Here is a 24732-nt window from a genome sequence, read left to right as displayed (position 1 = left end):
TAAAGCGCGCAAGCTGGAACAGCAGCAGGCCAACGTAGAGCAGGAAGAACAGGTTGATCCCCGCAAAGCTGCAGTTGCCGCGGCTATCGCCCGGGTTCAGGCAAAAAAAGCCGCTCAGCAAAAGGTTGTAAACGAGGACTAAATGGTATTCAGAATAGCTAGCTCCCCTTATACCCATAATCAGCGCCAGACATCGCGCATCATGCTGCTGGTGCTGGTCGCAACCGTCCCAGGTATTGCTGCGCAACTGTGGTTTTTTGGCTGGGGTACTCTCGTTCAAATCCTGTTGGCCTCGGTCAGTGCACTCTTAGCCGAAGCCCTCGTACTCAAACTGCGCAAGCAATCTGTAGCTGCAACCTTAAAAGATAACTCAGCATTGCTAACGGGCTTATTACTGGCGGTAAGTATTCCGCCTCTTGCGCCGTGGTGGATGGTGGTACTCGGCACGGTGTTTGCCGTAATCATCGCTAAACAGCTGTATGGCGGTCTGGGGCAAAATCCGTTTAACCCGGCAATGATTGGTTATGTGGTATTACTGATCTCCTTCCCGGTACAGATGACCAGCTGGTTGCCGCCGCATGAGATTGCGGTCAACATCCCTGGATTCATTGACGCTGTACAGATCATCTTCAGCGGCCATACCGCCAGTGGTGGTGATATGAACACACTTCGCTTAGGTATCGATGGCATTAGCCAGGCGACACCGCTGGATACGTTCAAAACATCTGTACGCGCCGGTCATTCGGTTGAGCAGATTATGCAGTATCCAATCTACAGCGGTGTTCTCGCGGGCGCTGGCTGGCAATGGGTAAACCTCGCCTGGCTGGCTGGTGGTGTGTGGCTGCTATGGCAGAAAGCGATTCGTTGGCATATTCCCGTCAGTTTCTTAGTGACACTGGCCCTGTGCGCAACGCTGGGTTGGTTGTTCGCTCCCGAAACACTATCTTCACCGCAGATTCATCTGCTGTCTGGCGCGACCATGCTCGGTGCATTCTTTATTCTGACCGATCCAGTCACCGCGTCTACCACCAATCGTGGTCGTCTGCTTTTCGGTGCGCTGGCGGGATTATTAGTCTGGCTGATCCGCAGTTTTGGTGGCTATCCTGACGGCGTTGCCTTTGCTGTCCTGCTGGCGAACATCACGGTTCCTCTGATCGATTACTACACGCGTCCACGCGTATACGGCCATCGCAAAGGATAAACCATGCTGAAGACTATCCGAAAACACGGTATTACGCTGGCGCTGTTCGCCGCTGGTTCAACAGGTTTAACGGCTGCCATCAACCAGATGACCAAAGCCACGATTGCTGAACAGGCTAGCCTGCAACAAAAAGCGTTATTTGATCAGGTGTTACCAGCCGATCGCTATAACAACGAGCTGGCCCAAAGTTGCTATATAGTGACTGCGCCAGAGTTAGGAAAAGGTGAACATCGGATTTACATCGCGAAACAGGATGATAAACCGGTAGCTGCCGTTCTGGAGGCCACCGCGCCGGATGGTTATTCCGGTGCGATTCAGTTGTTGGTTGGGGCCGATTTTAACGGCACGGTACTTGGCACCCGCGTGACAGAACATCACGAAACGCCGGGACTTGGCGACAAAATCGAACTACGCCTTTCTGACTGGATCACCCATTTTGCGGGTAAACAAATCAGCGGTGCGGATGACGCTCACTGGGCGGTGAAGAAAGATGGTGGTGATTTCGACCAGTTCACCGGGGCGACCATTACGCCTCGCGCGGTGGTGAATGCGGTAAAACACGCCGGATTGTATGCCCAAACGTTGCCAGCACAACTTTCTCAACTTCCTGCCTGTGGAGAATAAACCGTGAGCGAAATTAAAGACGTTATTGTTCAGGGGTTATGGAAGAACAACTCTGCGCTGGTCCAGTTACTTGGCCTCTGTCCGCTGCTGGCGGTCACTTCCACTGCCACCAACGCACTGGGTTTAGGGCTTGCGACAACGCTGGTGTTGACTCTCACCAACCTGACCATCTCGACGCTGCGTCACTGGACGCCAGCCGAAATCCGAATCCCGATTTACGTGATGATCATCGCCTCGGTGGTCAGCGCCGTACAAATGCTGATTAACGCATACGCCTTTGGCCTGTATCAATCGTTAGGGATTTTTATTCCTCTGATTGTCACTAACTGTATCGTTGTTGGCCGTGCGGAAGCCTTCGCCGCCAAAAAAGGTCCGGCGCTCTCCGCACTTGATGGTTTTTCGATAGGCATGGGCGCAACCTGCGCCATGTTCGTACTGGGTTCACTACGCGAAATCATCGGCAACGGAACATTGTTTGACGGTGCCGATGCGCTGTTAGGTAGCTGGGCCAAAGTACTGCGGGTAGAGATCTTCCACACCGATTCTCCCTTCCTGTTAGCAATGTTACCGCCAGGCGCATTCATTGGTCTGGGGCTGATGCTGGCGGGAAAATATCTGATTGATGAAAGAATGAAAAAGCGCCGTGCTGAAGCAGCTGCTACACGCGAGTTGCCAAACGGTGAAACAGGGAATGTCTGATGAACAAAGCAAAACGACTGGAGATCCTCACTCGCCTGCGTGAGAACAACCCTCATCCTACAACCGAACTTAATTTCAGTTCGCCTTTTGAATTGCTGATTGCTGTACTGCTTTCCGCTCAGGCGACCGATGTCAGCGTCAATAAGGCGACGGCAAAGCTTTACCCGGTGGCCAATACACCTGCCGCAATGCTCGAACTGGGCGTTGATGGGGTTAAAACGTATATCAAAACCATTGGGCTATATAACAGCAAAGCAGAAAATATCATCAAAACCTGCCGTATTTTGCTCGAACAGCATAATGGCGAAGTTCCGGAAGATCGCGCTGCGCTGGAAGCCCTGCCCGGTGTAGGGCGTAAAACAGCAAACGTGGTATTGAATACTGCTTTCGGTTGGCCGACCATTGCTGTAGATACGCACATTTTCCGCGTCTGTAATCGCACCCAATTTGCACCGGGGAAAAATGTCGAACAGGTTGAAGAAAAACTACTCAAAGTGGTTCCGGCAGAATTCAAAGTCGATTGCCACCACTGGTTAATCCTCCACGGGCGTTACACCTGTATTGCCCGCAAGCCTCGCTGTGGCTCCTGCATTATTGAAGATCTTTGTGAATACAAAGAGAAAGTTGACATCTGACGAAAAGGGGTAACATCGTTATCCCATTCATAACTATTTCTCATCCTCTTATAAAACATCTTGTTAACGTCAATGATGCCGCCTCGCGGCATCATTATCAGGCAATCCGTTTGTGAATAACCAAAAATGCAGGTTAATTGTTTTTTTAATAGCGAAATTTTCTATCTATTCGTGATCAAGATCACATTGATGTCATAATGTAAAAATATTGCTCTGTTTAAGTTAAATTTGACAAGGCATTGATTCAACCAGGGCATAAACCTACAAAACATTACACTGTCTATTTTTCAGATAATGGACTATCTCACTACATAAAACACCTTACAGTAGAACATATCGCCAAATATCAGTATTCCCCCTCTTCTGGTAGTGAAAAAATCTGCCGTTACGTTTTTTGAAAAATTTAACGCTGGATAACATTTCAATGGGCCGATGATTTCTCCACGCCAGTTATATGTAACAGATTATTACAAAGGACTTGTCTGAAAGTGCAAGATAGTGAACATTACCTGCCGTTTCCCCTCCCACTATAACAATTGCGCGTATGTTTATTAGACATCACGCGAGAAAGCACCCCCGTTAATATGGGATGTAAAAAAAGAGGTAAAAGTGTCCACTGCAAACCAAAAACCAACAGAAAGCGTTAGTTTGAACGCTTTCAAACAACCGAAGGCGTTCTATCTCATCTTCTCGATCGAGTTATGGGAACGCTTTGGTTATTACGGCCTACAAGGAATTATGGCTGTTTACCTGGTTAAACAACTGGGTATGTCCGAAGCGGATTCAATCACACTTTTCTCTTCCTTTAGCGCCCTGGTTTATGGTCTTGTCGCTATTGGTGGTTGGTTAGGCGATAAAGTACTGGGTACAAAACGCGTCATTATGCTTGGCGCTATTGTGCTGGCTATTGGCTATGCGCTGGTTGCCTGGTCTGGTCACGATGCCGGTATCGTCTATATGGGTATGGCGGCAATTGCGGTCGGTAACGGCCTGTTTAAAGCCAACCCGTCTTCACTGCTGTCAACTTGCTACGAGAAAAACGATCCACGCCTGGACGGTGCATTCACCATGTACTACATGTCCGTCAACATCGGTTCATTCTTCTCTATGATTGCAACGCCGTGGTTAGCAGCCAAGTATGGCTGGAGCGTCGCATTCGCCCTTAGCGTAGTTGGTCTGTTGATCACCATCGTTAACTTCGCCTTTTGCCAACGCTGGGTTAAGCAGTACGGTTCAAAACCTGACTTCGAGCCGATCAACTACCGCAATCTGCTGTTAACCATTATTGGTGTTGTCGCGCTGATTGCTATTGCCACCTGGCTGCTGCACAACCAGGACGTTGCGCGTATGGCGCTGGGCGTTGTTGCCTTCGGTATCGTGGTTATCTTCGGTAAAGAAGCCTTTGCAATGAAAGGTGCTGCACGTCGTAAAATGATCGTTGCTTTCATCCTGATGCTTGAAGCAATCATCTTCTTCGTGCTGTACAGCCAGATGCCGACGTCTCTGAACTTCTTTGCAATCCGTAACGTTGAGCACACCATTCTGGGCCTGGCAGTAGAACCTGAACAGTATCAGGCACTGAACCCGTTCTGGATCATCATTGGTAGCCCGATTCTCGCCGCTATCTATAACAAGATGGGCGATACCCTGCCGATGCCAACCAAGTTTGCAATCGGTATGGTGATGTGCTCTGGTGCGTTCCTGATTCTGCCGCTCGGTGCGAAATTCGCGTCTGACGCTGGTATCGTGTCTGTAAGCTGGCTGGTCGCAAGCTATGGCCTGCAGAGTATCGGGGAACTGATGATCTCCGGTCTGGGTCTGGCAATGGTTGCACAACTCGTTCCGCAGCGTCTGATGGGCTTCATTATGGGTAGCTGGTTCCTGACCACTGCCGGTGCGAACCTGATTGGTGGTTATGTTGCGGGCATGATGGCTGTACCGGATAACGTAACCGATCCGCTGATGTCGCTGGAAGTATATGGCCGCGTGTTCTTACAGATTGGTGTCGCCACTGCCGTTATTGCAGTGCTGATGCTGCTGACCGCGCCGAAACTGCATCGTATGACTCAGGACGATGCTGCTGATAAAGCGGCGAAAGCTGCCGTAGCGTAAATTTCAGGGAAACTCTTTTACAAGCCGCTAACTTTTCGTTAGCGGCTTTTTTTTTGTTCAGCAACGCACTACCATACTTTAAACCACAGCCAAAAGGAGTTACCGATGAAACTGTTCTACAAACCGGGCGCCTGCTCTCTTGCTTCCCATATCATCCTGCGTGAGAGCGGAAAGGACTTTACGCTCACCAGTGTGGATTTAATGAAAAAACGTCTGGAAAACGGCGATGATTACTTTGCGATTAATCCTAAAGGGCAGGTTCCTGCTCTGCTGCTGGACGATGGCACTCTGCTCACGGAAGGCGTGGCCATTATGCAGTATCTTGCCGACAGCGTCCCCGACCGCCAGTTACTGGCTCCGGTAAACAGTATTTCTCGCTATAAAACCATCGAATGGCTGAACTATATCGCCACTGAGTTGCATAAAGGCTTTACTCCGCTGTTTCACCCGGCTACACCGGAAGAGTTCAAGCCGACTGCACGCGCACAGCTGGAGAAAAAACTGCAGTACGTTAACGATGCGCTGAAAGAGGATAACTGGATTTGCGGGCAACGTTTTACTATTGCTGACGCCTATCTGTTTACTGTACTGCGCTGGGCATATGGGGTGAAATTGAATCTGGAAGGTTTAGCGCATATTGCCGCCTATATGCAGCGTATGGCTGAACGTCCGACGGTAAAAGCCGCGCTAACAGCAGAAGGCTTGCAGTAATGGTTTATCGGCCCGCAGGATACTGTGGGCCGACAAGACACTTTTCAGAGCTTCGTCGCACTGAAGTAGTGTTCTGGTTTAGCAATACGATCCTGTGCAGCTACAACTTGCAGCTCATATTCCTGCATCGCTTTGGTGGTTACCATAATTTCGTATACCGCCGCGGTCACATGCTCCAGCGCCTGCTGCAACGTTGCGCCCTGTAGTAGTTTCACCAGCAGTAACCCGCTCGTCACATCACCAACACCTACTGGCTGACGCGTGCCAAAATCTACCAGAGGACGGTCGATATGCCATGCTTCATCGGCAGTGACCAGCAGCATTTCAAAACGTTCTGTGCTGTAACCGGCACGCGCCAGATGTTTCACCAGTACGATTTCAGGCCCCTGAGCAATAAGTTCGCGCGCAGCTTTAACCGCATCTTCGACGTTATGTACCGGATGCTCGCAGAGGATTTCCAGCTCAACCAGATTTGGCGCGATGATATCGCTGGCAGGAAGACCGTGACGCACGTGGAACTCCGCCACACCTGGCGCAACGATACAGCCTTTTTCGGGGTGTCCCATTACCGGATCGCAAAAATATTTCGCCTGCGGGTTCGCCGCTTTCACCTGACGGACAATACCGAGGATATGCTCGCCCTGCTCCGCCGAACCCAGATAGCCGCTTAATACAGCATCACAAGTGTGCAACTTATCGATGGCAGCAATGCCTTGCACAATTTCGGTTAAATGGCTGGGCGGCATAACACAGCCGGTCCATTTGCCGTATTGAGTGTGATTAGAAAATTGAACGGTGTTGAGCGGCCAGACATTTGCGCCCAGGCGGCGCATTGGAAACTCTGCCGCGCTGTTACCCGCATGACCATAGACAACGTGAGACTGGATAGCGAGAATATTTTTCATCGTGTTCCCTGTATAAAAATCAGGGGGAGTGATTTCTCACCCCCCCTTTCCACTTAATGCATTATTTCCAGCAAATCAGACAGTAATTCTTTTTGCCGCGACGAAGTAAGGTATAACGACCAAACAGACGATCTTCTTCTTTAAAGAAGTATTCTGGATCGGACTGTTTTTCACCATTAATGGTGATGGCATTAGAGGCGATAGTTTTACGCGCCTGACCACGAGAAGGTTGCAGTTCAGAATCAACCAACGCCTGCATCAGATCAGCGCCTTTTTCCATCTCTACCATCGGTACGCCGTCCTGCGCCAGTTGTTCGAAGTCCGCTTCACTCAGCGCACTCAGAGAACCGCTGAACAGGCACTCGGTAATACGTTTCGCAGCTTGCAGACCTTCTTCACCGTGAACCAGACGCGTCACCTGCTCCGCCAGCACATACTGAGCGCGCGGCGCTTTACCGCTGTTTTTGTCTTCTTCTTCGAGGGCATTGATCTCTTCAATGCTCATAAAGGTAAAGAACTTCAGGAAGCGGTAAACGTCAGCATCAGCAGTATTGATCCAGAACTGGTAGAACTTGTACGGACTGGTTTTCTTCGGATCCAGCCATACTGCACCACCTTCAGTTTTACCGAACTTAGTGCCGTCTGCTTTGGTGATCAGCGGAACGGTCAGGCCAAACACCTGGTTCTGATGCAGACGACGGGTCAGATCGATACCAGAGGTGATGTTACCCCACTGGTCAGAACCGCCGATTTGCAGCACCACACCGTACTGTTTGTTCAGGCAGGCAAAGTCATAGCCCTGCAACAGGTTGTAGGAAAACTCGGTAAACGAAATCCCCTGATCTTCACGGTTGAGACGCTGTTTAACCGCTTCTTTGTTGATCATCTGGTTAACAGAGAAGTGTTTGCCGATATCGCGCAGGAAGGTCAGCACATTCATATTGCCGAACCAGTCATAGTTGTTCGCTGCGATAGCAGAGTTTTCTCCGCAGTCGAAATCGAGGAACGGGGCAACCTGCTTGCGGATTTTGTCCACCCACTCCTGAACAGTTTCTTCAGTGTTCAGCTTACGCTCGGCAGCTTTGAAGCTCGGGTCGCCAATCAGACCCGTGGCGCCGCCTACCAGCGCAACCGGCTTGTGGCCCGCCTGCTGGAAGCGTTTCAGGCATAACAATGGAACAAGATGCCCCAAATGCAAGCTGTCAGCGGTAGGATCGAAGCCGCAATAGAGCGCGATCGGGCCTTGCGCCAGTCGCTCTGCTAACGCTTCTTCGTCCGTCACCTGGGCCACTAGCCCCCGCTCTTGCAATTGTTTAATCAAGTTACTGCTTGCCATCAAAATCTCCATGTATATAACGACTGCACCTTTGCCGGTACACGACTTTTCGCCAGATGCGAAAGAGACATAGAATAAAGTGCCGGAATCAGGAGTACCAGCGATTAAAGCAAGATTTTTGCATCTTTTCAGGGTGCGAGGCGATCGATTTTCCACACCTCGTTTTCACGCTGGTACAAAAAGCGGTCATGCAGCCGATGCTCACCGCCCTGCCAGAACTCAATCTGTTCAAGGCTGACGCGAAAACCGCCCCAAAAACTCGGCAACGGCACTTCGCCCTGCTGAAACTTCTGCTTCAATTCCAGGAATTTGCTTTCAAGGATCCCACGCGCAGAAATACGGCTGGATTGCTTCGATACCCACGCGCCAATCTGGCTATCACGCGGGCGGCTATGAAAATATTTCATCACTTCGAGAGTCGAAAGACGTTCCGCTTTACCGGTAACCATCACCTGGCGTTCCAGGGTATGCCACGGAAAAAGCAGGCTAACGCGCGGATTATTTTCGATTTGGTGTGCTTTACGGCTGCCAAGGTTGGTGTAAAACACCATCCCTTTTTCATCGTAATGTTTTAGTAAAACAATCCGCTGATAGGGTTGGCCATGTTCATCAACGGTGGCGACGACCATCGCAGTAGGATCGGCCAGTTTGGCTTCACAGGCCTGAGAAAGCCAGCGTTCAAAAAGGGTTAAAGGATCGGCGGGAAGATCGCGGCGGCGTAAACCGCCTTTAGTGTATTCGCGGCGCAGATGCGCGATTTGCTGCAATTCGTCGTTATCAGCCATGGTTTTCTTTACAAATTGTCAGTGGGTGACGCTATTGTGCGCCGCCCCTGGAAAAATCTCAACGCTGTGGATTTTGTAACTGACAGTGATTCAAGACGATGCGGTCACGTTTATAGACCGTCGCCTCATCACCTTTTGACCAGAAAACGTAGATACCGTCGGTATAACGTGCGCCAGAAGCTGAAATACCCTGTTTAAGGTGCAGCAGTTGATTATCGTAAACAAAACTAACTTCCTGACGCGGATTATTCAGTTTGACCGTCAACGGTTTTTCATCACACTGGTATTCCAGCGTATCAGTTTGCATGCGCTCAACCAGTTGATTAAACGCGCCACAGCCGGTAAGAAATAGCGGCAGACAAAGTAGTAACAGTTTTTTCATAAACATATCCCGAAGACTTTCCTGGTCCGGAGGGCAAAAACGCCCTCCTCAACTTCCAAGTGTAACGGCAGACGCAGTAAGAAAAATTCAGTTAACTCTGATATCGCGGGTTGGCAGGGAAAATAGCGCCCAGCACCGTCTCCTCGCTTGCGCCGGTAACGGAAGGTAGATTGCCGGGCAGCCCAGCCAGCGTTCGCCAGGCAAGCCATGCGAAGGCTAACGCTTCCATATCATCGCCACTAATGCCAACGGCATCGGTGGAGGTCACTTCAGTACCTGGCAGTAATGCAGCCAGACGCGCCATAAGCAGCGGATTGCGACTTCCGCCACCACATACCATCAATCGATCGCAGCCACCGCTCAACAAGACTTGTTCAGAAATGGTCACGGCGGTGAGTTCCGCCAGTGTTGCCTGAACATCTCGCGCATCCAGGCCAGGGAAATCGCGTAGATGACGCTCCAACCAGGCATAGTTAAAGTATTCGCGCCCGGTGCTTTTGGGTGCTGGCTGGGAAAAATAGGGATCGCTAAGCATTTTTTGCAGCAGCGGCAGAATAACCTTGCCCGCCCGCGCCCACTCAGCGTCTTTATCGTAAGGTTTACCGACCTGACGCCAGATCCATGCGTCCATTAGCATGTTGCCCGGTCCGGTATCGTAGCCACCTACCGGCATTCCTGGAATGAGTAGTGACAGATTGGCAATACCACCAATATTAAGCACCATTCGCCGCTCAGTTGGATGGGCCAGCAATGCGTGATGAAAAGCAGGTACCAGCGGTGCGCCCTGGCCACCTAAGGCGATATCGCGACGGCGAAAATCCCCGACGACGGTAATTCCAGTCCGCGCAACAATTTGATTGTTATCACCAATCTGTAGCGTATGTGGCGCGACGCCCATGGGTTCGTGCCAGACGGTCTGGCCATGACAACCGATAGCTACGATATCTTTCGGCTGTAAATTTTCTGCTTTTAATAGTGCATTAACGGCATCCGCAAACAAGCAGCCAAGTCGGGTATCCAGTTGACCAAACTGGGAGAGCGTAAGCTGTTGCCCCTGGCAAATATCCAGCACCGCCTGTTTGAGTGATGGGGGAATCGGCCAGCTCAAACTCGCCAGCTGCGCCACCCGGTGTTCATCGATCGTCGCCAACACAACATCGACACCATCCAGGCTAGTACCTGACATAACACCAATAAAGCGGCCTGATTTCATAGTTCATCCTTTTTCAACCTGATGTTTGCGTTCCACTCAAACACAAACCTTTCGCGAATTCCATGCATAAGAGCCGATTTTTATCGTTGGTAGTAAAAGATTATATTCACATCAATAACTAATATGAATGTTTTGTTTATACTTGGTTAACCCTACTCTAATTATGATTTAATCATGTTTTAGTGGAACATGTAATCATGGTTATACTAATGCGAATAACTTTGACCATTAGGGATGCTTGTGAGGCGTTTCATGGTAATCAGGAGATTTTTCAATGATTAAACGCGTACTGGTTGTATCAATGGTAGGTCTTTCTCTTGTTGGTTGTGTTAACAACGATACCCTATCTGGTGATGTTTATACTGCCTCTGAAGCGAAGCAAGTGCAGAATGTCAGCTACGGCACAATCGTTAACGTACGGCAGGTACAAATTCAGGGCGGTGATGATTCCAACGTCATCGGCGCAATTGGCGGTGCAGTTCTCGGTGGTTTTCTTGGTAATACCGTTGGTGGTGGTACGGGACGCTCTTTGGCTACCGCAGCAGGTGCCGTCGCGGGTGGCGTAGCCGGTCAGGGTGTACAGAGCGCAATGAACAAAACACAGGGTGTGGAGCTGGAAATTCGTAAAGATGATGGCAACACCATCATGGTGGTTCAGAAACAGGGTAATACCCATTTCTCTCCGGGACAACGTGTGGTTCTGGCCAGCAACGGCAGCCAGGTGACGGTTTCCCCGCGCTAAACAAGTTGACGTGTGGTCAGCGACCTGGCCACACGCCCCCTTTATTTCACCCTTTGGCCTGTAACTCAGTAATATTATGCTCAAGTTTTGCAATGAGCCTAATCAGTTGTTCCAGTTCCTCTGCTGAAATCCCATCCAAAATTTCCGCACGGGTCTTGTTAATAACAGCTTCCATTTCGCTAATCAGCGGCTCCGCCTTTTCCGTCAGTTTAATACGTTTGGCCCGCCGATCGCTGGGACAAGTTTGACGCGAAATTAACCCTTTTTCTTCCAGTTGGTCCAACGTACGAACCAGTGATGGCTGCTCAATGCCGATCGCTTTTGCCAGTTGAATTTGCGACTGGTCTGGAGGTAACTGATGTATATTGTGCAACGTCACCCAATGGGTTTGCGTTAACTCCAGGGGTTTCAGGCGATGGTCTATCAGAGCACGCCATATGCGCACCAACCGTGCCAGATCAGAACCTAGTGGCGATTCCAATTTCATCTCCTTATAATTAGCTTGCTAAGATATTATACGGCTTTTAGAATAGTGTGCAGCAATTGTATTGCTAAAACAAATGGATTGCTGCATTTGCTTACCGTCAGACATGCTTTTCAGAAATAGCGAGTAATTTTCTCTCACATAAACAATATTTATTAATCTAAAGCAATAAACTCAGCCTCAAAGGAATCTATTTTGTGAAGTTTATGCATAGTGCAACAGGATTGCCCCTACAAGATCTGGTGTTCGGTGCATCCGTCTACTTTCCTCCGTTTTTCAAAGCCTTCACGCTTGGATTCGTCGTATGGCTTGTCCTGCACCGCCTGCTTCGCGACTGGATCTACGCGGGCGACATCTGGCATCCCTTGTTAATGGATTTGTCGCTGTTTGCGATCTGCGTATTCTCCGCCCTGGCAATATTGATTGCGTGGTAACTATGTCAATTAAAACCATTAAGTATTTCTCAACAATAATTGTAGCAGTAGTTGCCGTTCTCGCCGGGTGGTGGCTCTGGAACTATTACATGCAGTCACCGTGGACGCGGGATGGCAAAATACGCGCGGAACAGGTCGCTATCACCCCACAAGTGTCCGGACGTATTGTTGAGATGAATATAAAAGACAACCAGTTGGTTAACGCTGGCGATATTCTGTTCACTATCGATAAAACACCCTTCCAGATTGCCGAACTGAATGCCCAGGCCCAACTGGCGAAAGCGCAATCTGATCTTGCCAGAGCCAATAATGAGGCCAATCGCCGCCGTCATCTCTCGCAAAATTTTATCTCTGCCGAAGAACTGGATACGGCAAACCTCAATGTTAAAGCGATGCAGGCCAGTGTCGATGCCGCACAAGCAACGCTGAAACAGGCACAATGGCAACTGGCACAAACGGAAATTCGCGCCCCAGTCAGCGGATGGGTCACCAACCTTACTACCCGCATCGGCGACTACGCCGACACAGGAAAACCGCTGTTTGCCCTGGTGGACAGTCACTCGTTTTACGTCATTGGTTATTTTGAAGAAACCAAATTGCGGCATATCCGCGACGGTGCGCCAGCACACATTACGCTCTATAGCGACAACAAAACGTTACAGGGTCACGTCTCCAGTATCGGTCGGGCAATTTATGATCAGAGTGTGGAAAACGATTCCAGCCTGATTCCAGACGTTAAACCTAACGTTCCCTGGGTTCGTCTCGCCCAGCGCGTCCCGGTTCGCTTTACCCTTGATAATGTTCCCGGCGATGTCACGCTGGTATCCGGCACAACCTGTAGTATCGCAGTAGGTCAGTAATGAACGCCTGGTCATGGTCTCTGCGCAATCTGCCCTGGTTTAAGGCCATGCTGGCACAATGGCGCTATGCGTTGCGCAATACCCTTGCCATGTGTCTGGCGCTGACTGTTGCTTATTATTTAAATCTGGACGAGCCCTATTGGGCGATGACGTCAGCCGCGGTAGTGAGCTTTCCGACAGTTGGCGGTGTTATCAGCAAAAGCCTGGGGCGCATCGCTGGCAGTTTGCTGGGGGCTATCGCGGCGCTAATCCTTGCCGGGCATACTCTCAACGAGCCGTGGTTCTTCCTGTTGAGCATGTCGGCATGGCTTGGTTTTTGTACCTGGGCCTGCGCGCATTTCACGAATAACGTGGCCTATGCGTTTCAACTGGCGGGTTACACAGCCGCGATTATCGCCTTCCCGATGGTCAATATCACTGAAGCAAGCCAGTTGTGGGACATCGCCCAGGCGCGCGTTTGCGAAGTGATCGTCGGTATTCTCTGCGGTGGGATGATGATGATGATTCTGCCGAGCACTTCCGATGCCACTGCCCTTTTAACCGCATTGAAAAACATGCACGCCCGTTTACTGGAACATGCCAGTTTACTCTGGCAGCCTGAAACAACCGATGCCATTCGTACCGCACATGAAGGGGTGATTGGGCAGATACTGACCATGAATTTGCTGCGAATTCAGGCGTTCTGGAGCCACTATCGCTTCCGCCAGCAAAACGCGCGCCTCAATGCGTTACTCCACCAGCAATTACGCATGACCAGCGTCATTTCGAGCTTGCGGCGTATGTTGCTCAACTGGCCATCACCCCCTGGTGCTATACGGGAAATTCTTGAACAGTTGCTAACGGCCCTCGCCAGCAGGCAAACGGATTTTTACACCGTCGCACGCATTATTGCCCCGCTACGCCCGACGAACTCAGCTGACTACCGGCACGTCGCCTTCTGGCAGCGACTACGTTATTTTTGCCGCCTTTATCTGCAAAGTAGTCAGGAATTACATCGTCTGCAAAGCGGCGCAGATGATCAAACCAGACGCCCTCGCGCGTCCGGGCTGGCACGTCATACCGATAATGCAGAAGCCATGTGGAGCGGGCTGCGGACATTTTGTACGTTGATGATGATTGGTGCGTGGAGTATTGCCTCGCAATGGGATGCCGGAGCCAATGCATTAACCCTGGCTGCAATTAGCTGCGTCCTTTACTCCGCCGTCGCAGCACCGTTTAAGTCATTGTCGCTGCTGATGCGCACGCTGGTATTGCTTTCGTTCTTTAGCTTTGTGGTTAAATTTGGCCTGATGGTCCAAATTAGCGAGCTGTGGCAATTTTTGCTGTTTCTTTTCCCCCTGCTGGCAACGATGCAGCTACTCAAAATACAATTGCCAAAACAAGCTGCATTATGGGGGCAACTGATTGTTTTTATGGGATCGTTTATCGCTGTCACTAATCCCCCGGTGTATGATTTTGCTGATTTTCTTAACGATAATCTGGCAAAAATCGTTGGTGTGGCGTTGGCGTGGTTAGCGTTCGCCATTCTGCGTCCAGGATCAGATGCTCGTAAAAGCCGTCGTCATATTCGCGCGCTGCGCCGGGATTTTGTCGATCAACTAAGCCGCCATCCAACACTGAGTGAAAGCGAATTTGAATCGCTCACTTATCATCACGTCAGTCAGTTGAGCAACAGCCAGGATGCGCTGGCGCGCCGCTGGTTATTACGTTGGGGGGTGGTGCTACTGAACTGTTCGCATGTTGTCTGGCAATTACGCGAGTGGGAGTCACGTTCTGATCCGTTATCACAAGTGCGGGATAACTGTATTTCGCTGTTGCGGGGAGTGATGAGTGAGCGTGGCGTTCAGCAAAAATCGCTGGCAGCCACACTTGAAGAATTACAGCGGATTTGCGACAGCCTTGCCCGGCATCATCAGCCTGCTGCCCGTGAGCTGGCAGCGATTGTCTGGCGACTATACTGCTCGCTTTCGCAACTTGAGCAAGCACCGCCGCAAGGTACGCTGGCCTCTTAACTACTTAATAACACCACAGGCATAGCGTTCACCGCCACCGCCCAGCGGTTTAGGCTGATCGGACATATTATCGCCGCCAACGTGGATCATCAGCGCCTTGTCTTTGATTTCATCGAGTGATTTCAGACGAGGCGCAATAACGGCATCGGTCGCCTTGCCGTCATTATTGACCACCAGCGCAGGCAGATCGCCTAAATGTCCCGCACCTTCCGGCCCTTCATGCTTGTTGGTTTTTTGTGGATCAAAATGCCCGCCTGCAGATTCCGCGGCGCTGGCTTTGCCATGTTTGGTGGCTGGCTGGCAGCTTCCTTTGGCATGAATATGGAAGCCATGTTCACCGGGGGGTAATGCTTTCAGATCGGGTGAAAACTCCAGACCTTTATCGGTTTCAGTAATAGTTATGCTACCTATTGACTGCCCAACCCCTTGCGACGTAACGAGGTTCATCTCGACTTTTTCACTGGCCGCTTGTGCGCCGGTCGCAACAACCAGCGCCAGAATAGCCAGACTAAAACGTTTCATAGGACCTCCGTTCAATGTGCATACCCGTTAAGTGTAAACCAGTGACACATATTTGAACGGCGGCTATTCCTAAAAGTGTTTATGGTACGTCGTAACCCAGTGCCGCTTTACGGATACGGAACCATTGTTGGCGGGTCATTTTCAATGCTTCCGCTTCGACAGCTGCCCGCACGCGCTCAATTTTACCGGAGCCGATAATCGGCAGCGGCTGCGATGGCAGACGCAATATCCAGGCATAAACCACCTGCTCAATTGTGGCCGCGTTTAATTCCTGGGCTATCACAGCGAGTTCATCACGCAGCGGCTGGAAAAAATCATCATTGAACAGACGTCCACCACCAAGGCACGACCACGCCATCGGACGAACACGCAGTTGTTGCAGTTGGTCGAGCGTGCCATCCAGCAGCAACGGCTGATGCACCGGGGATATTTCCACCTGATTAGTGGCAAGGGTAAATGGCAGGCGTGATTGCAACAGGGCAAATTGCGCAGGCGTGAAGTTGGAGACGCCAAAATGGCGCACTTTGCCGCTCTGATGCAGATGTTTAAACGCATCCGCCACTTCATCGGCATCCATTAACGGGTCGGGACGGTGGATTAACAGCAGATCCAGATGATCGGTCGCAAGATTAATCAGCGACTGTTCGGCGCTTTTAATAATATGGTCGCGGTCAGTGATGTAATGACCAATAACGTTTTCTTCACGTGCAGTTGTTGCGATGCCACATTTGCTGACGATTTCCATCCGTTCACGCAGATGAGGCGCCAGCTTCAGCGCCTCGCCAAACGCTGCTTCGCACTGATAGCCGCCATAAATATCAGCATGGTCCACGGTGGTAATGCCGAGATCCAGATGCTCCTCAATAAAACTAACCAACTGACGGGCAGACATATTCCAGTCCATCAGTCGCCAGTAGCCCATCACAAAACGGGAAAACTCCGGGCCTTGCGGCGCAATAGTAATACGCTGAACCATAATCGCTTCCTCTTATCAGATATGAGAGGAGTATACGCAAGATTATGCTCAAAAGAGTGATGGTTGCTCCGGTTCATCTGATGGCGTTGGTTTATTCGCGCGTAATTTACGCATCAGCCGCTGCCGACAAAGGCGCAGCACCTCTTGTTTTTCGCCATCGCTCATATTATTCCAGTTAAAACGCTCGTCCCGGCTTCGAAAACAGCCGCGACAAAACCCGCGTTCGTCAGACTGGCAAATTCCCCGGCACGGGCTCTGGACGGGAAAGAACTCTAGTTGCTCCGCCACTTCGCCCTCCTGAAATGAGATTATTACCACTATTGAAGCTGTTAATGCCCAAAGTAGCAACTTTGCTTGCACTAGACCGACTGGTCTACTACACTCCAACGCATGAACAAACACACTGAACATGATACTCGCGAACACCTCCTGGCGACGGGTGAGCAACTTTGCCTGCAACGTGGATTCACCGGGATGGGATTAAGCGAATTACTGAAGACCGCTGAAGTGCCGAAAGGATCCTTCTATCACTACTTTCGCTCTAAAGAAGCGTTTGGCGTTGCCATGCTTGAACGTCATTACGCAGCATATCACCAGCGACTAACAGAGTTACTGCAATCCGGCGAAGGTAATTACCGCGACCGCATACTGGCTTATTACCAGCAGACGCTGAACCAGTTTTGCCAACACGGAACCATCAGTGGTTGCCTGACGGTAAAACTCTCTGCCGAAGTGTGCGATCTGTCAGAAGATATGCGCAGCGCGATGGATAAAGGCGCTAGTGGCGTAATCGCCCTGCTCTCGCAGGCACTGGAAAATGGTCGTGCCAGCCACTGTTTAACCTTTTGTGGCGAACCGCTGCAACAGGCGCAAGTGCTTTACGCACTATGGCTGGGTGCGAATCTGCAGGCCAAAATTTCGCGCAATTCCGAGCCACTGGAAAACGCGCTAGCACATGTAAAAAACATTATTGCGACGCCTGCCGTTTAGTAGGCTTTTTTATCACCAGACGACCGGGAGCCTTTATGTCATCTGAAAAACTGTATTCCCCACTGAAAGTGGGCGCGATCACGGCGGCAAACCGTATTTTTATGGCACCACTAACGCGTCTGCGCAGTATTGAACCGGGTGACATCCCGACTCCGTTGATGGCGGAATACTATCGCCAACGTGCCAGTGCTGGTTTGATTATTAGCGAAGCCACGCAAATTTCTGCTCAGGCAAAAGGATATGCAGGCGCGCCTGGCATCCATAGCCCGGAGCAAATTGCCGCATGGAAAAAAATCACCGCTGGCGTTCATGCTGAAAATGGTCATATGGCCGTACAGCTGTGGCACACCGGACGCATTTCTCACGCCAGCCTGCAACCTGGCGGCCAGGCACCGGTAGCACCTTCAGCACTTAGCGCGGGAACACGTACTTCTCTGCGCGATGAAAATGGTCAGGCGATCCGTGTTGAAACATCCATGCCGCGTGCGCTTGAACTGGAAGAGATTCCGGGTATCGTCAACGATTTCCGTCAGGCCATCGCTAACGCGCGTGAAGCCGGGTTTGATCTGGTGGAGCTCCACTCTGCTCACGGTTATTTGCTGCATCAGTTCCTTTCCCCTTCTTCAAACCATCGTACCGATCAGTACGGCGGCAGCGTGGAAAATCGCGCACGCCTGGTACTGGAAGTCGTTGATGCCGGGATTGAAGAATGGGGAGCCGATCGCATTGGCATTCGCGTTTCGCCAATTGGTACTTTCCAGAATACGGATAACGGCCCGAATGAAGAAGCCGATGCGCTGTATCTGATTGAACAACTGGGCAAACGCGGCATTGCTTACCTGCATATGTCAGAACCAGACTGGGCAGGCGGCAAACCATATACCGAGGCGTTTCGCGAAAAAGTACGCGCCCGTTTCCACGGTCCGATTATCGGCGCAGGTGCATACACGGTAGAAAAAGCAGAAATGCTGATCGGTAAAGGGCTAATTGATGCGGTGGCATTTGGGCGTGACTGGATTGCGAACCCGGATCTGGTCGCCCGCTTGCAGCGCAAAGCCGAGCTTAACCCACAACGTGCTGAAAGTTTCTACGGTGGCGGCGCGGAAGGCTATACCGATTACCCGACGCTATAATCCAACATTGCGAGCGGCGTAAAGCCGCCGCTATACTAAAACAACATTTTGAATCTGTTAGCCATTTTGAGGATATAAAGATGCGTCTTCTTCATACCATGCTGCGCGTTGGCGATCTGCAACGCTCCATCGATTTTTATACCAAAGTACTGGGCATGAAACTGCTGCGTACCAGCGAAAACCCGGAATACAAATACTCACTGGCGTTTGTTGGCTACGGCCCGGAAACCGAAGAAGCGGTGCTTGAACTGACCTACAACTGGGGCGTGGATAAATACGAACTCGGCACTGCTTATGGTCACATCGCGCTTAGCGTAGATAACGCCGCTGAAGCGTGCGAAAAAATCCGTCAAAACGGGGGTAACGTCACCCGTGAAGCGGGTCCGGTCAAAGGCGGTACTACGGTTATCGCGTTTGTGGAAGATCCGGACGGTTACAAAATTGAATTAATCGAAGAGAAAGACGCCGGGCGCGGTCTGGGCAACTAATCTCCTGCCGGGCGCGAACTCATCGCGCCCGCATCTTTACTGCATCGACAAGTAATATTTGTCATAATGCGCGCTGCAATTTATCCGTATTAAGAGAATCAGATGTCCGATAACGCTCAACTTACCGGTCTGTGCGACCGTTTTCGTGGTTTTTATCCTGTTGTGATCGATGTTGAAACAGCCGGATTTAACGCCAAAACCGATGCGCTGCTTGAGATTGCCGCCATCACCCTGAAAATGGATGAACAAGGCTGGCTGATGCCGGACACCACATTACATTTCCACGTCGAACCATTTGTCGGCGCAAATTTGCAGCCAGAGGCCCTCGCCTTCAACGGCATTGACCCGAACGATCCCGATCGCGGCGCGGTCAGCGAATACGAGGCGCTGCACGAAATTTTTAAAGTTGTACGTAAAGGCATTAAAGCGAGCGGCTGTAACCGGGCCATTATGGTGGCGCACAACGCCAATTTTGATCACAGCTTTATGATGGCCGCCGCAGAACGCGCCTCACTGAAACGTAACCCATTCCACCCTTTCGCCACTTTTGACACCGCGGCACTGGCCGGGCTGGCACTCGGACAAACCGTATTATCAAAAGCCTGCCAGACCGCGGGGATGGACTTCGACAGCACCCAGGCGCACTCCGCGCTGTACGACACCGAACGCACTGCTGTGCTGTTTTGTGAAATCGTCAATCGCTGGAAACGTCTGGGAGGCTGGCCGCTGCCTGCCGCCGAAGAGGTGTAATCGAGTCGATGCCTGATGACATGCAATGATTCAGGCATCTATAGTGAGGCTATTCCACGCATCATGCATGATATTCACGGGGAATAGCGTTAATGGCAGATAATCCAGACCCTTCATCGCTCCTGCCGGACGTGTTTTCACCGGCGACCCGCGACTGGTTTCTTCGCGCCTTTAAACAGCCGACCGCTGTCCAGTCACAAACCTGGCATGTGGCGGCACGAGGCGAACATGCGCTGGTGATTGCACCGACCGGCTCCGGGAAAACGCTGGCAGCATTTCTCCACGCCCTCGATCAGCTCTTCCGCGAAGGCGGCGAAGATACCCGCGAGGCGCATAAACGTAAAACCTCACGCATCCTCTATATTTCACCGATAAAAGCCTTAGGCACCGACGTTCAGCGCAATTTGCAGATCCCGTTACAAGGCATTGCAGTGGAACGGCGGCGGCGCGGCGAAATGGAAGTCAACCTCCGCGTGGGCATCCGGACTGGCGATACGCCCGCGCAGGAACGCAGCAAACTGACCCGCAATCCGCCGGATATTCTGATAACCACGCCCGAATCACTCTATCTGATGCTGACCTCCCGCGCACGCGAGACGCTGCGCGGCGTCGAAACGGTGATTATTGATGAAGTCCACGCGGTCGCGGGAAGCAAACGCGGTGCGCATCTGGCGTTAAGCCTGGAACGGCTCGATGCGCTGCTACACACCTCAGCACAGCGAATTGGCCTTTCCGCGACTGTACGCTCAGCCAGCGATGTGGCAGCATTTCTTGGTGGCGATCGTCCGGTTACTGTTGTCAACCCGCCCGCAATGCGCCATCCGCAGATACGGATTGTCGTCCCAGTCGCCAATATGGATGATGTCTCATCGGTCGCCAGCGGCACTGGCGAAGACAGCCATGCGGGCAGAGAAGGCTCAATCTGGCCGTATATTGAAACCGGCATTCTTGATGAAGTGTTGCGCCATCGCTCGACCATCGTCTTTACAAATTCACGCGGCCTGGCGGAAAAACTGACGGCACGGCTGAATGAGCTTTACGCCGCACGATTGCAGCGCTCCCTGGCCATCGCCATAGACGCCACTCATTTCGAGTCGACCTCCGGCGCAACCTCAAACCGCGTACAAAGTAGCGACGTTTTCATTGCCCGCTCGCACCACGGTTCCGTCTCTAAAGAACAACGGGCGATAACCGAACAAGCCCTGAAATCAGGCGAATTGCGCTGTGTGGTCGCGACTTCCAGTCTCGAACTGGGGATTGATATGGGCGCGGTGGATCTGGTGATTCAGGTGGCGACGCCGCTTTCTGTCGCCAGCGGGCTACAGCGCATTGGTCGCGCCGGACATCAGGTTGGCGGTGTATCTAAAGGGCTATTTTTCCCCCGTACCCGGCGTGATTTAGTCGATTCCGCCGTCATTGTCGAGTGTATGTTTGCAGGCAGGCTGGAAAACCTGACGCCACCGCATAATCCACTCGACGTCCTTTCGCAGCAAACCGTTGCCGCCGCGGCGATGGATGAATTACAGGTAGACGAATGGTACTCCCGCGTACGCCGTGCTGCACCGTGGAAAGATCTGCCAAGACGCGTTTTTGACGCCACGCTGGATATGCTTTCCGGGCGCTATCCCTCTGGCGATTTTTCTGCTTTTCGACCAAAACTGGTCTGGAACAGGGAGACGGGGATATTGACCGCCCGACCGGGCGCTCAGCTGTTGGCTGTTACCAGCGGTGGCACCATTCCGGATCGTGGCATGTACAGTGTGTTATTACCCGAAGGTGAAGAACAGACAGGCTCGCGGCGGGTGGGCGAACTGGATGAAGAGATGGTGTATGAATCGCGAGTGAATGACATCATCACTCTCAGCGCTACCTCATGGCGGATCCAACAAATCACCCGCGATCAGGTCATTGTGACACCTGCGCCAGGTCGCTCTGCCCGACTTCCCTTCTGGCGTGGCGAAGGTAATGGACGCCCCGCTGAATTGGGGGAAATGATCGGCGATTTTCTCCATTTGCTGGCGGATGGCGCGTTCTTTTCCGGAAATATCCCGCCGTGGCTGGCAGAAGAAAATACACTCGCCAATATTCAGGGGCTGATTGACGAACAGCGTAACGCCACGGGCGTTGTCCCTGGAAGCCGCCACCTGGTTCTCGAACGCTGCCGTGATGAGATTGGCGACTGGCGCATTATTTTACACTCTCCCTATGGAAGACGAGTGCATGAACCGTGGGCGCTGGCGATTGCCGGGCGACTGCATGCGCTATGGGGCGCTGATGCCTCGGTAGTCGCCAGCGATGACGGTATTGTCGCCCGCATTCCTGACACCGATGGTAAATTGCCTGACGCCGCGGTTTTTTTGTTTGAACCAGAAAAGTTGCTGCAAATTGTCCGCGAGGCGGTGGGCAACTCGGCACTTTTCGCCGCCCGTTTTCGCGAATGCGCCGCGCGGGCATTATTAATGCCGGGCCGCACGCCGGGCCATCGCACCCCGCTCTGGCAACAACGGCTGCGTGCCAGCCAGTTACTGGAAATCGCCCAGGGTTATCCGGATTTTCCTGTCATTCTCGAAACTCTGCGTGAATGCCTGCAGGATGTGTATGACCTTCCCGCACTGGAACGTTTGATGCGTCGCCTGAACAGTGGCGAAATTCAAATTTCCGATGTCACCACCGCGACACCCTCACCTTTTGCCGCCAGTTTATTGTTCGGTTATGTGGCGGAATTTATGTATCAGAGCGACGCCCCGCTGGCAGAACGCCGGGCATCCGTACTGTCGCTGGACAGCGAGTTACTGCGCAATCTACTCGGACAGGTCGATCCGGGGGAATTACTCGACCCGCAGATCATTCGTCAGGTGGAAGAAGAGTTACAGCGGCTGGCCCCCGGCAGAAGAGCGAAAGGTGAAGAAGGTCTTTTCGACCTACTGCGCGAACTGGGGCCAATGACCGTTGAAGACCTGGCGCAACGGCATACAGGCAGCAGTGAAGAGGTTGCGTCGTATCTGGAAAATCTTCTTGCAGTAAAACGAATCTTCCCGGCGATGATTAGCGGACAGGAGCGTCTTGCCTGTATGGACGACGCTGCTAAATTACGCGATGCTCTCGGAGTGCAACTGCCGGACTCGCTGCCTGATATTTACTTGCACCGGGTCAATTACCCGCTTCGCGATCTCTTTCTGCGCTATCTCCGGGCTCATGCTCTGGTCACGGCTGAACAACTGGCTCATGAGTTTAGCCTCGGTATTGCCATTGTCGAAGAGCAACTTCATCAATTGCGCGAACAGGGGCTGGTGATGAATTTGCAACAAGACATCTGGGTGAGCGATGAAGTTTTTCGTCGTTTGCATTTACGTTCCCTGCAGGCTGCCAGAGAAGCTACGCGTCCGGTACCCGCCATTGCCTATGCACGATTGCTGCTGGAACGTCAGGGCGTGCTCCCCGCCACCGATGGTAGCCCGGCGCTCTTTGCCTCAACATCGCCAGGCGTTTATGAAGGCGTGGATGGCGTCATGCGGGTTATCGAACAGCTTGCTGGTGTCGGTTTACCCGCCTCACTCTGGGAAAGCCAGATCCTGCCCGCCCGTGTACGCGATTACTCGCCAGAAATGCTCGATGAACTGCTGGCAACCGGTACGGTTATCTGGTCGGGGCAAAAAAAGCTCGGCGAGGATGACGGTCTGGTGGCACTGCATTTACAGGAATATGCCGCCGAATCGTATATTCCTGCAGAAAATGATCACGCGAAACGTTCAGCGCTTCAGCAAGCAATTATCGCGGTTCTGACTGACGGGGGCGCCTGGTTTGCGCAACAAATCAGCCAACGAACAGGCGAGAAAATCGGCGAGCCAGTAGATCCTTCAGCCCTGCAAGAGGCGCTTTGGGAACTGGTCTGGCAAGGCGTCATCACCTGTGATATTTGGGCACCGTTGCGCGCCCTTACCCGCAGTAGTACCAGCGCACGCCCTTCAACTCGCCGCAGTAGTCGGGCTCGTCGTGGACGTCCGGTTTATGCACCGTCAGCTATGCCGTTGGTATCTTACAACACACCAAAGCTGGCTGGACGCTGGTCGTTATTGCAGGTGGAGCCACTAAACGATACCGAAAGGATGCTGGCGCTGGCGGAAAATATGCTCGACCGCTACGGAATCATCAGCCGTCAGGCGGTGATTGCTGAAAATATTCCTGGCGGATTTCCGTCGATGCAAACGCTTTGCCGCAGTATGGAAGATTCCGGGCGAATTATGCGGGGTCGATTTGTTGAAGGTTTGGGTGGTGCACAATTTGCTGATCACCAGACCATTGACCGTCTGCGCGACCTGGCGCCCCATGCCACGCAGACGCGACAATATATGCCCGTGGCCCTTAGTGCCAACGATCCAGCCAATTTGTGGGGGAATCTGCTACCCTGGCCTGCACATCCGGCGACGCTGGTTCCGACTCGTCGGGCAGGCGCGCTGGTGGTCATTTCTGGCGGCAAATTATTGATTTATCTGGCGCAAGGTGGCAAAAAAATTCTGGTCTGGCAGGAAAAAGATGAATTATTACCACCGGAGGTTTTCCTGGCGCTAACCACCGCGTTACGGCGAGAACCACGGCTACGGTTTACGTTGACAGAAGTGAATGACCAACCGGTCCGGCAAACGCCGATGTTTACGCTGCTGCGTGAGGCGGGATTTTCAAGTTCGCCACAAGGGCTGGATTGGGGATAAAAAGCACTGACGGATGCCGGTTAGCATCC

25 protein-coding genes are annotated in these 24732 nt (G+C 52.0%); 16 read left to right on the top strand and 9 right to left on the bottom strand.

Annotation, left to right across the window (positions count from 1 at the left end; all coding sequences use genetic code 11):
* The 7 genes from D9741_RS23535 to gstA all read left to right on the top strand — a co-directional run.
* The coding region (locus D9741_RS23535) for a hypothetical protein (protein WP_240780409.1) at positions 1 to 142 on the top strand (142 nt) is incomplete at its 5' end.
* Positions 143 to 1201, top strand: a complete 1059-nt coding sequence (gene rsxD, locus D9741_RS05905) for an electron transport complex subunit RsxD (RefSeq protein ID WP_130219006.1) — start codon at positions 143 to 145, stop codon at positions 1199 to 1201.
* Between the two features lie 3 nt (positions 1202 to 1204).
* Complete coding sequence (gene rsxG, locus D9741_RS05900; RefSeq protein WP_130219004.1) at positions 1205 to 1825, top strand: electron transport complex subunit RsxG; 621 nt, start codon at positions 1205 to 1207, stop codon at positions 1823 to 1825.
* A 3-nt stretch (positions 1826 to 1828) separates the two neighbouring features.
* A complete protein-coding gene (rsxE, locus tag D9741_RS05895) occupies positions 1829 to 2524 on the top strand; it encodes an electron transport complex subunit RsxE (RefSeq protein ID WP_064530022.1) in 696 nt (231 codons plus the stop codon).
* Positions 2524 to 3159 (top strand): endonuclease III, encoded by a 636-nt coding sequence (gene nth / locus D9741_RS05890; RefSeq protein ID WP_001030332.1) that lies wholly within the window; start codon positions 2524 to 2526, stop codon positions 3157 to 3159. The genes rsxE and nth overlap by 1 nt, the downstream gene beginning before the upstream one ends.
* Before the next feature lie 609 nt (positions 3160 to 3768).
* Complete coding sequence (gene dtpA, locus D9741_RS05885) at positions 3769 to 5271, top strand: dipeptide/tripeptide permease DtpA (protein ID WP_064530078.1); 1503 nt, start codon at positions 3769 to 3771, stop codon at positions 5269 to 5271.
* 105 nt (positions 5272 to 5376) lie between these two features.
* On the top strand, positions 5377 to 5982 hold the full coding sequence (gstA, locus tag D9741_RS05880) for a glutathione transferase GstA (protein WP_130219002.1): 606 nt from the start codon (positions 5377 to 5379) through the stop codon (positions 5980 to 5982).
* A 44-nt stretch (positions 5983 to 6026) separates the two neighbouring features.
* Here the strand turns inward: gstA and pdxY are convergent, their stop codons facing one another.
* From pdxY to anmK, 5 genes are all read right to left on the bottom strand, one after another.
* Positions 6027 to 6887: a pyridoxal kinase PdxY gene (pdxY, locus tag D9741_RS05875; protein ID WP_130219000.1), complete on the bottom strand. Its 861-nt coding sequence runs from the start codon at positions 6885 to 6887 to the stop codon at positions 6027 to 6029.
* Positions 6888 to 6948: 61 nt separating this feature from the next.
* Entirely contained in the window at positions 6949 to 8223 is a 1275-nt protein-coding gene (gene tyrS / locus D9741_RS05870) for a tyrosine--tRNA ligase (RefSeq protein WP_053264059.1), read from the bottom strand.
* 128 nt (positions 8224 to 8351) lie between these two features.
* Positions 8352 to 9008: a pyridoxamine 5'-phosphate oxidase gene (pdxH, locus tag D9741_RS05865; RefSeq protein WP_130218998.1), complete on the bottom strand. Its 657-nt coding sequence runs from the start codon at positions 9006 to 9008 to the stop codon at positions 8352 to 8354.
* A gap of 58 nt (positions 9009 to 9066) precedes the next feature.
* Complete coding sequence (gene mliC / locus D9741_RS05860; protein WP_130218996.1) at positions 9067 to 9396, bottom strand: C-type lysozyme inhibitor; 330 nt, start codon at positions 9394 to 9396, stop codon at positions 9067 to 9069.
* An 85-nt stretch (positions 9397 to 9481) separates the two neighbouring features.
* Positions 9482 to 10603, bottom strand: coding sequence for an anhydro-N-acetylmuramic acid kinase (anmK, locus tag D9741_RS05855; RefSeq protein ID WP_130218994.1), 1122 nt, complete (start codon positions 10601 to 10603; stop codon positions 9482 to 9484).
* Between the two features lie 274 nt (positions 10604 to 10877).
* Here anmK and slyB point away from each other — a divergent pair, with 274 nt between their 5' ends.
* On the top strand, positions 10878 to 11345 hold the full coding sequence (gene slyB, locus D9741_RS05850) for an outer membrane lipoprotein SlyB (RefSeq protein WP_064530029.1): 468 nt from the start codon (positions 10878 to 10880) through the stop codon (positions 11343 to 11345).
* Positions 11346 to 11391: 46 nt separating this feature from the next.
* Here the strand turns inward: slyB and slyA are convergent, their stop codons facing one another.
* Positions 11392 to 11826: a transcriptional regulator SlyA gene (gene slyA / locus D9741_RS05845; RefSeq protein WP_064530079.1), complete on the bottom strand. Its 435-nt coding sequence runs from the start codon at positions 11824 to 11826 to the stop codon at positions 11392 to 11394.
* A 200-nt stretch (positions 11827 to 12026) separates the two neighbouring features.
* Between slyA and D9741_RS05840 the strand changes: the two genes are divergently transcribed.
* Genes D9741_RS05840 through D9741_RS05830 form a run of 3 tightly spaced genes read left to right on the top strand, consistent with a single transcriptional unit; the run spans position 12027 to position 15135 of the window.
* Entirely contained in the window at positions 12027 to 12263 is a 237-nt protein-coding gene (locus D9741_RS05840; RefSeq protein ID WP_130218992.1) for a DUF1656 domain-containing protein, read from the top strand.
* A 2-nt stretch (positions 12264 to 12265) separates the two neighbouring features.
* Positions 12266 to 13123: an HlyD family secretion protein gene (locus D9741_RS05835; protein WP_130218990.1), complete on the top strand. Its 858-nt coding sequence runs from the start codon at positions 12266 to 12268 to the stop codon at positions 13121 to 13123.
* Positions 13123 to 15135, top strand: a complete 2013-nt coding sequence (locus D9741_RS05830; RefSeq protein WP_130218988.1) for an FUSC family protein — start codon at positions 13123 to 13125, stop codon at positions 15133 to 15135. The genes D9741_RS05835 and D9741_RS05830 overlap by 1 nt, the downstream gene beginning before the upstream one ends.
* Here the strand turns inward: D9741_RS05830 and sodC are convergent, their stop codons facing one another.
* The 3 genes from sodC to D9741_RS05815 all read right to left on the bottom strand — a co-directional run bounded on the left by sodC (position 15136) and on the right by D9741_RS05815 (position 16921).
* Positions 15136 to 15657, bottom strand: coding sequence for a superoxide dismutase [Cu-Zn] SodC (gene sodC / locus D9741_RS05825; RefSeq protein WP_130218986.1), 522 nt, complete (start codon positions 15655 to 15657; stop codon positions 15136 to 15138).
* 79 nt (positions 15658 to 15736) lie between these two features.
* The gene (locus D9741_RS05820) at positions 15737 to 16633 is read right to left on the bottom strand and encodes an aldo/keto reductase family oxidoreductase (RefSeq protein ID WP_130218984.1); all 897 of its coding nucleotides are present in this window, start codon (positions 16631 to 16633) and stop codon (positions 15737 to 15739) included.
* 48 nt (positions 16634 to 16681) lie between these two features.
* Positions 16682 to 16921 carry a DUF1289 domain-containing protein gene (locus tag D9741_RS05815; RefSeq protein WP_130218981.1) on the bottom strand — a complete coding sequence of 80 codons (240 nt, stop codon included), beginning with the start codon at positions 16919 to 16921 and terminating at the stop codon, positions 16682 to 16684.
* 102 nt (positions 16922 to 17023) lie between these two features.
* Between D9741_RS05815 and nemR the strand changes: the two genes are divergently transcribed.
* The 5 genes from nemR to D9741_RS05790 all read left to right on the top strand — a co-directional run bounded on the left by nemR (position 17024) and on the right by D9741_RS05790 (position 24703).
* Positions 17024 to 17623 carry a DNA-binding transcriptional regulator NemR gene (gene nemR / locus D9741_RS05810; RefSeq protein WP_130218979.1) on the top strand — a complete coding sequence of 200 codons (600 nt, stop codon included), beginning with the start codon at positions 17024 to 17026 and terminating at the stop codon, positions 17621 to 17623.
* Positions 17624 to 17658: 35 nt separating this feature from the next.
* A complete protein-coding gene (gene nemA / locus D9741_RS05805; protein ID WP_130218977.1) occupies positions 17659 to 18756 on the top strand; it encodes an N-ethylmaleimide reductase in 1098 nt (365 codons plus the stop codon).
* An 80-nt stretch (positions 18757 to 18836) separates the two neighbouring features.
* Positions 18837 to 19244 (top strand): lactoylglutathione lyase, encoded by a 408-nt coding sequence (gene gloA, locus D9741_RS05800; RefSeq protein ID WP_130218975.1) that lies wholly within the window; start codon positions 18837 to 18839, stop codon positions 19242 to 19244.
* Between the two features lie 102 nt (positions 19245 to 19346).
* On the top strand, positions 19347 to 19994 hold the full coding sequence (gene rnt / locus D9741_RS05795) for a ribonuclease T (RefSeq protein ID WP_001282281.1): 648 nt from the start codon (positions 19347 to 19349) through the stop codon (positions 19992 to 19994).
* A gap of 92 nt (positions 19995 to 20086) precedes the next feature.
* Positions 20087 to 24703 carry an ATP-dependent helicase gene (locus tag D9741_RS05790; protein ID WP_130218973.1) on the top strand — a complete coding sequence of 1539 codons (4617 nt, stop codon included), beginning with the start codon at positions 20087 to 20089 and terminating at the stop codon, positions 24701 to 24703.
* Positions 24704 to 24732 lie beyond the last annotated feature (29 nt).

It is taken from the genome of Escherichia sp. E14V7 (genome assembly GCF_004212225.1).
Taxonomy (GTDB): Bacteria; Pseudomonadota; Gammaproteobacteria; order Enterobacterales; family Enterobacteriaceae; genus Escherichia.
The sequence above is the reverse complement of the archived record's forward strand: the minus strand, read 5'-3'. Positions and strand labels throughout refer to the sequence as shown.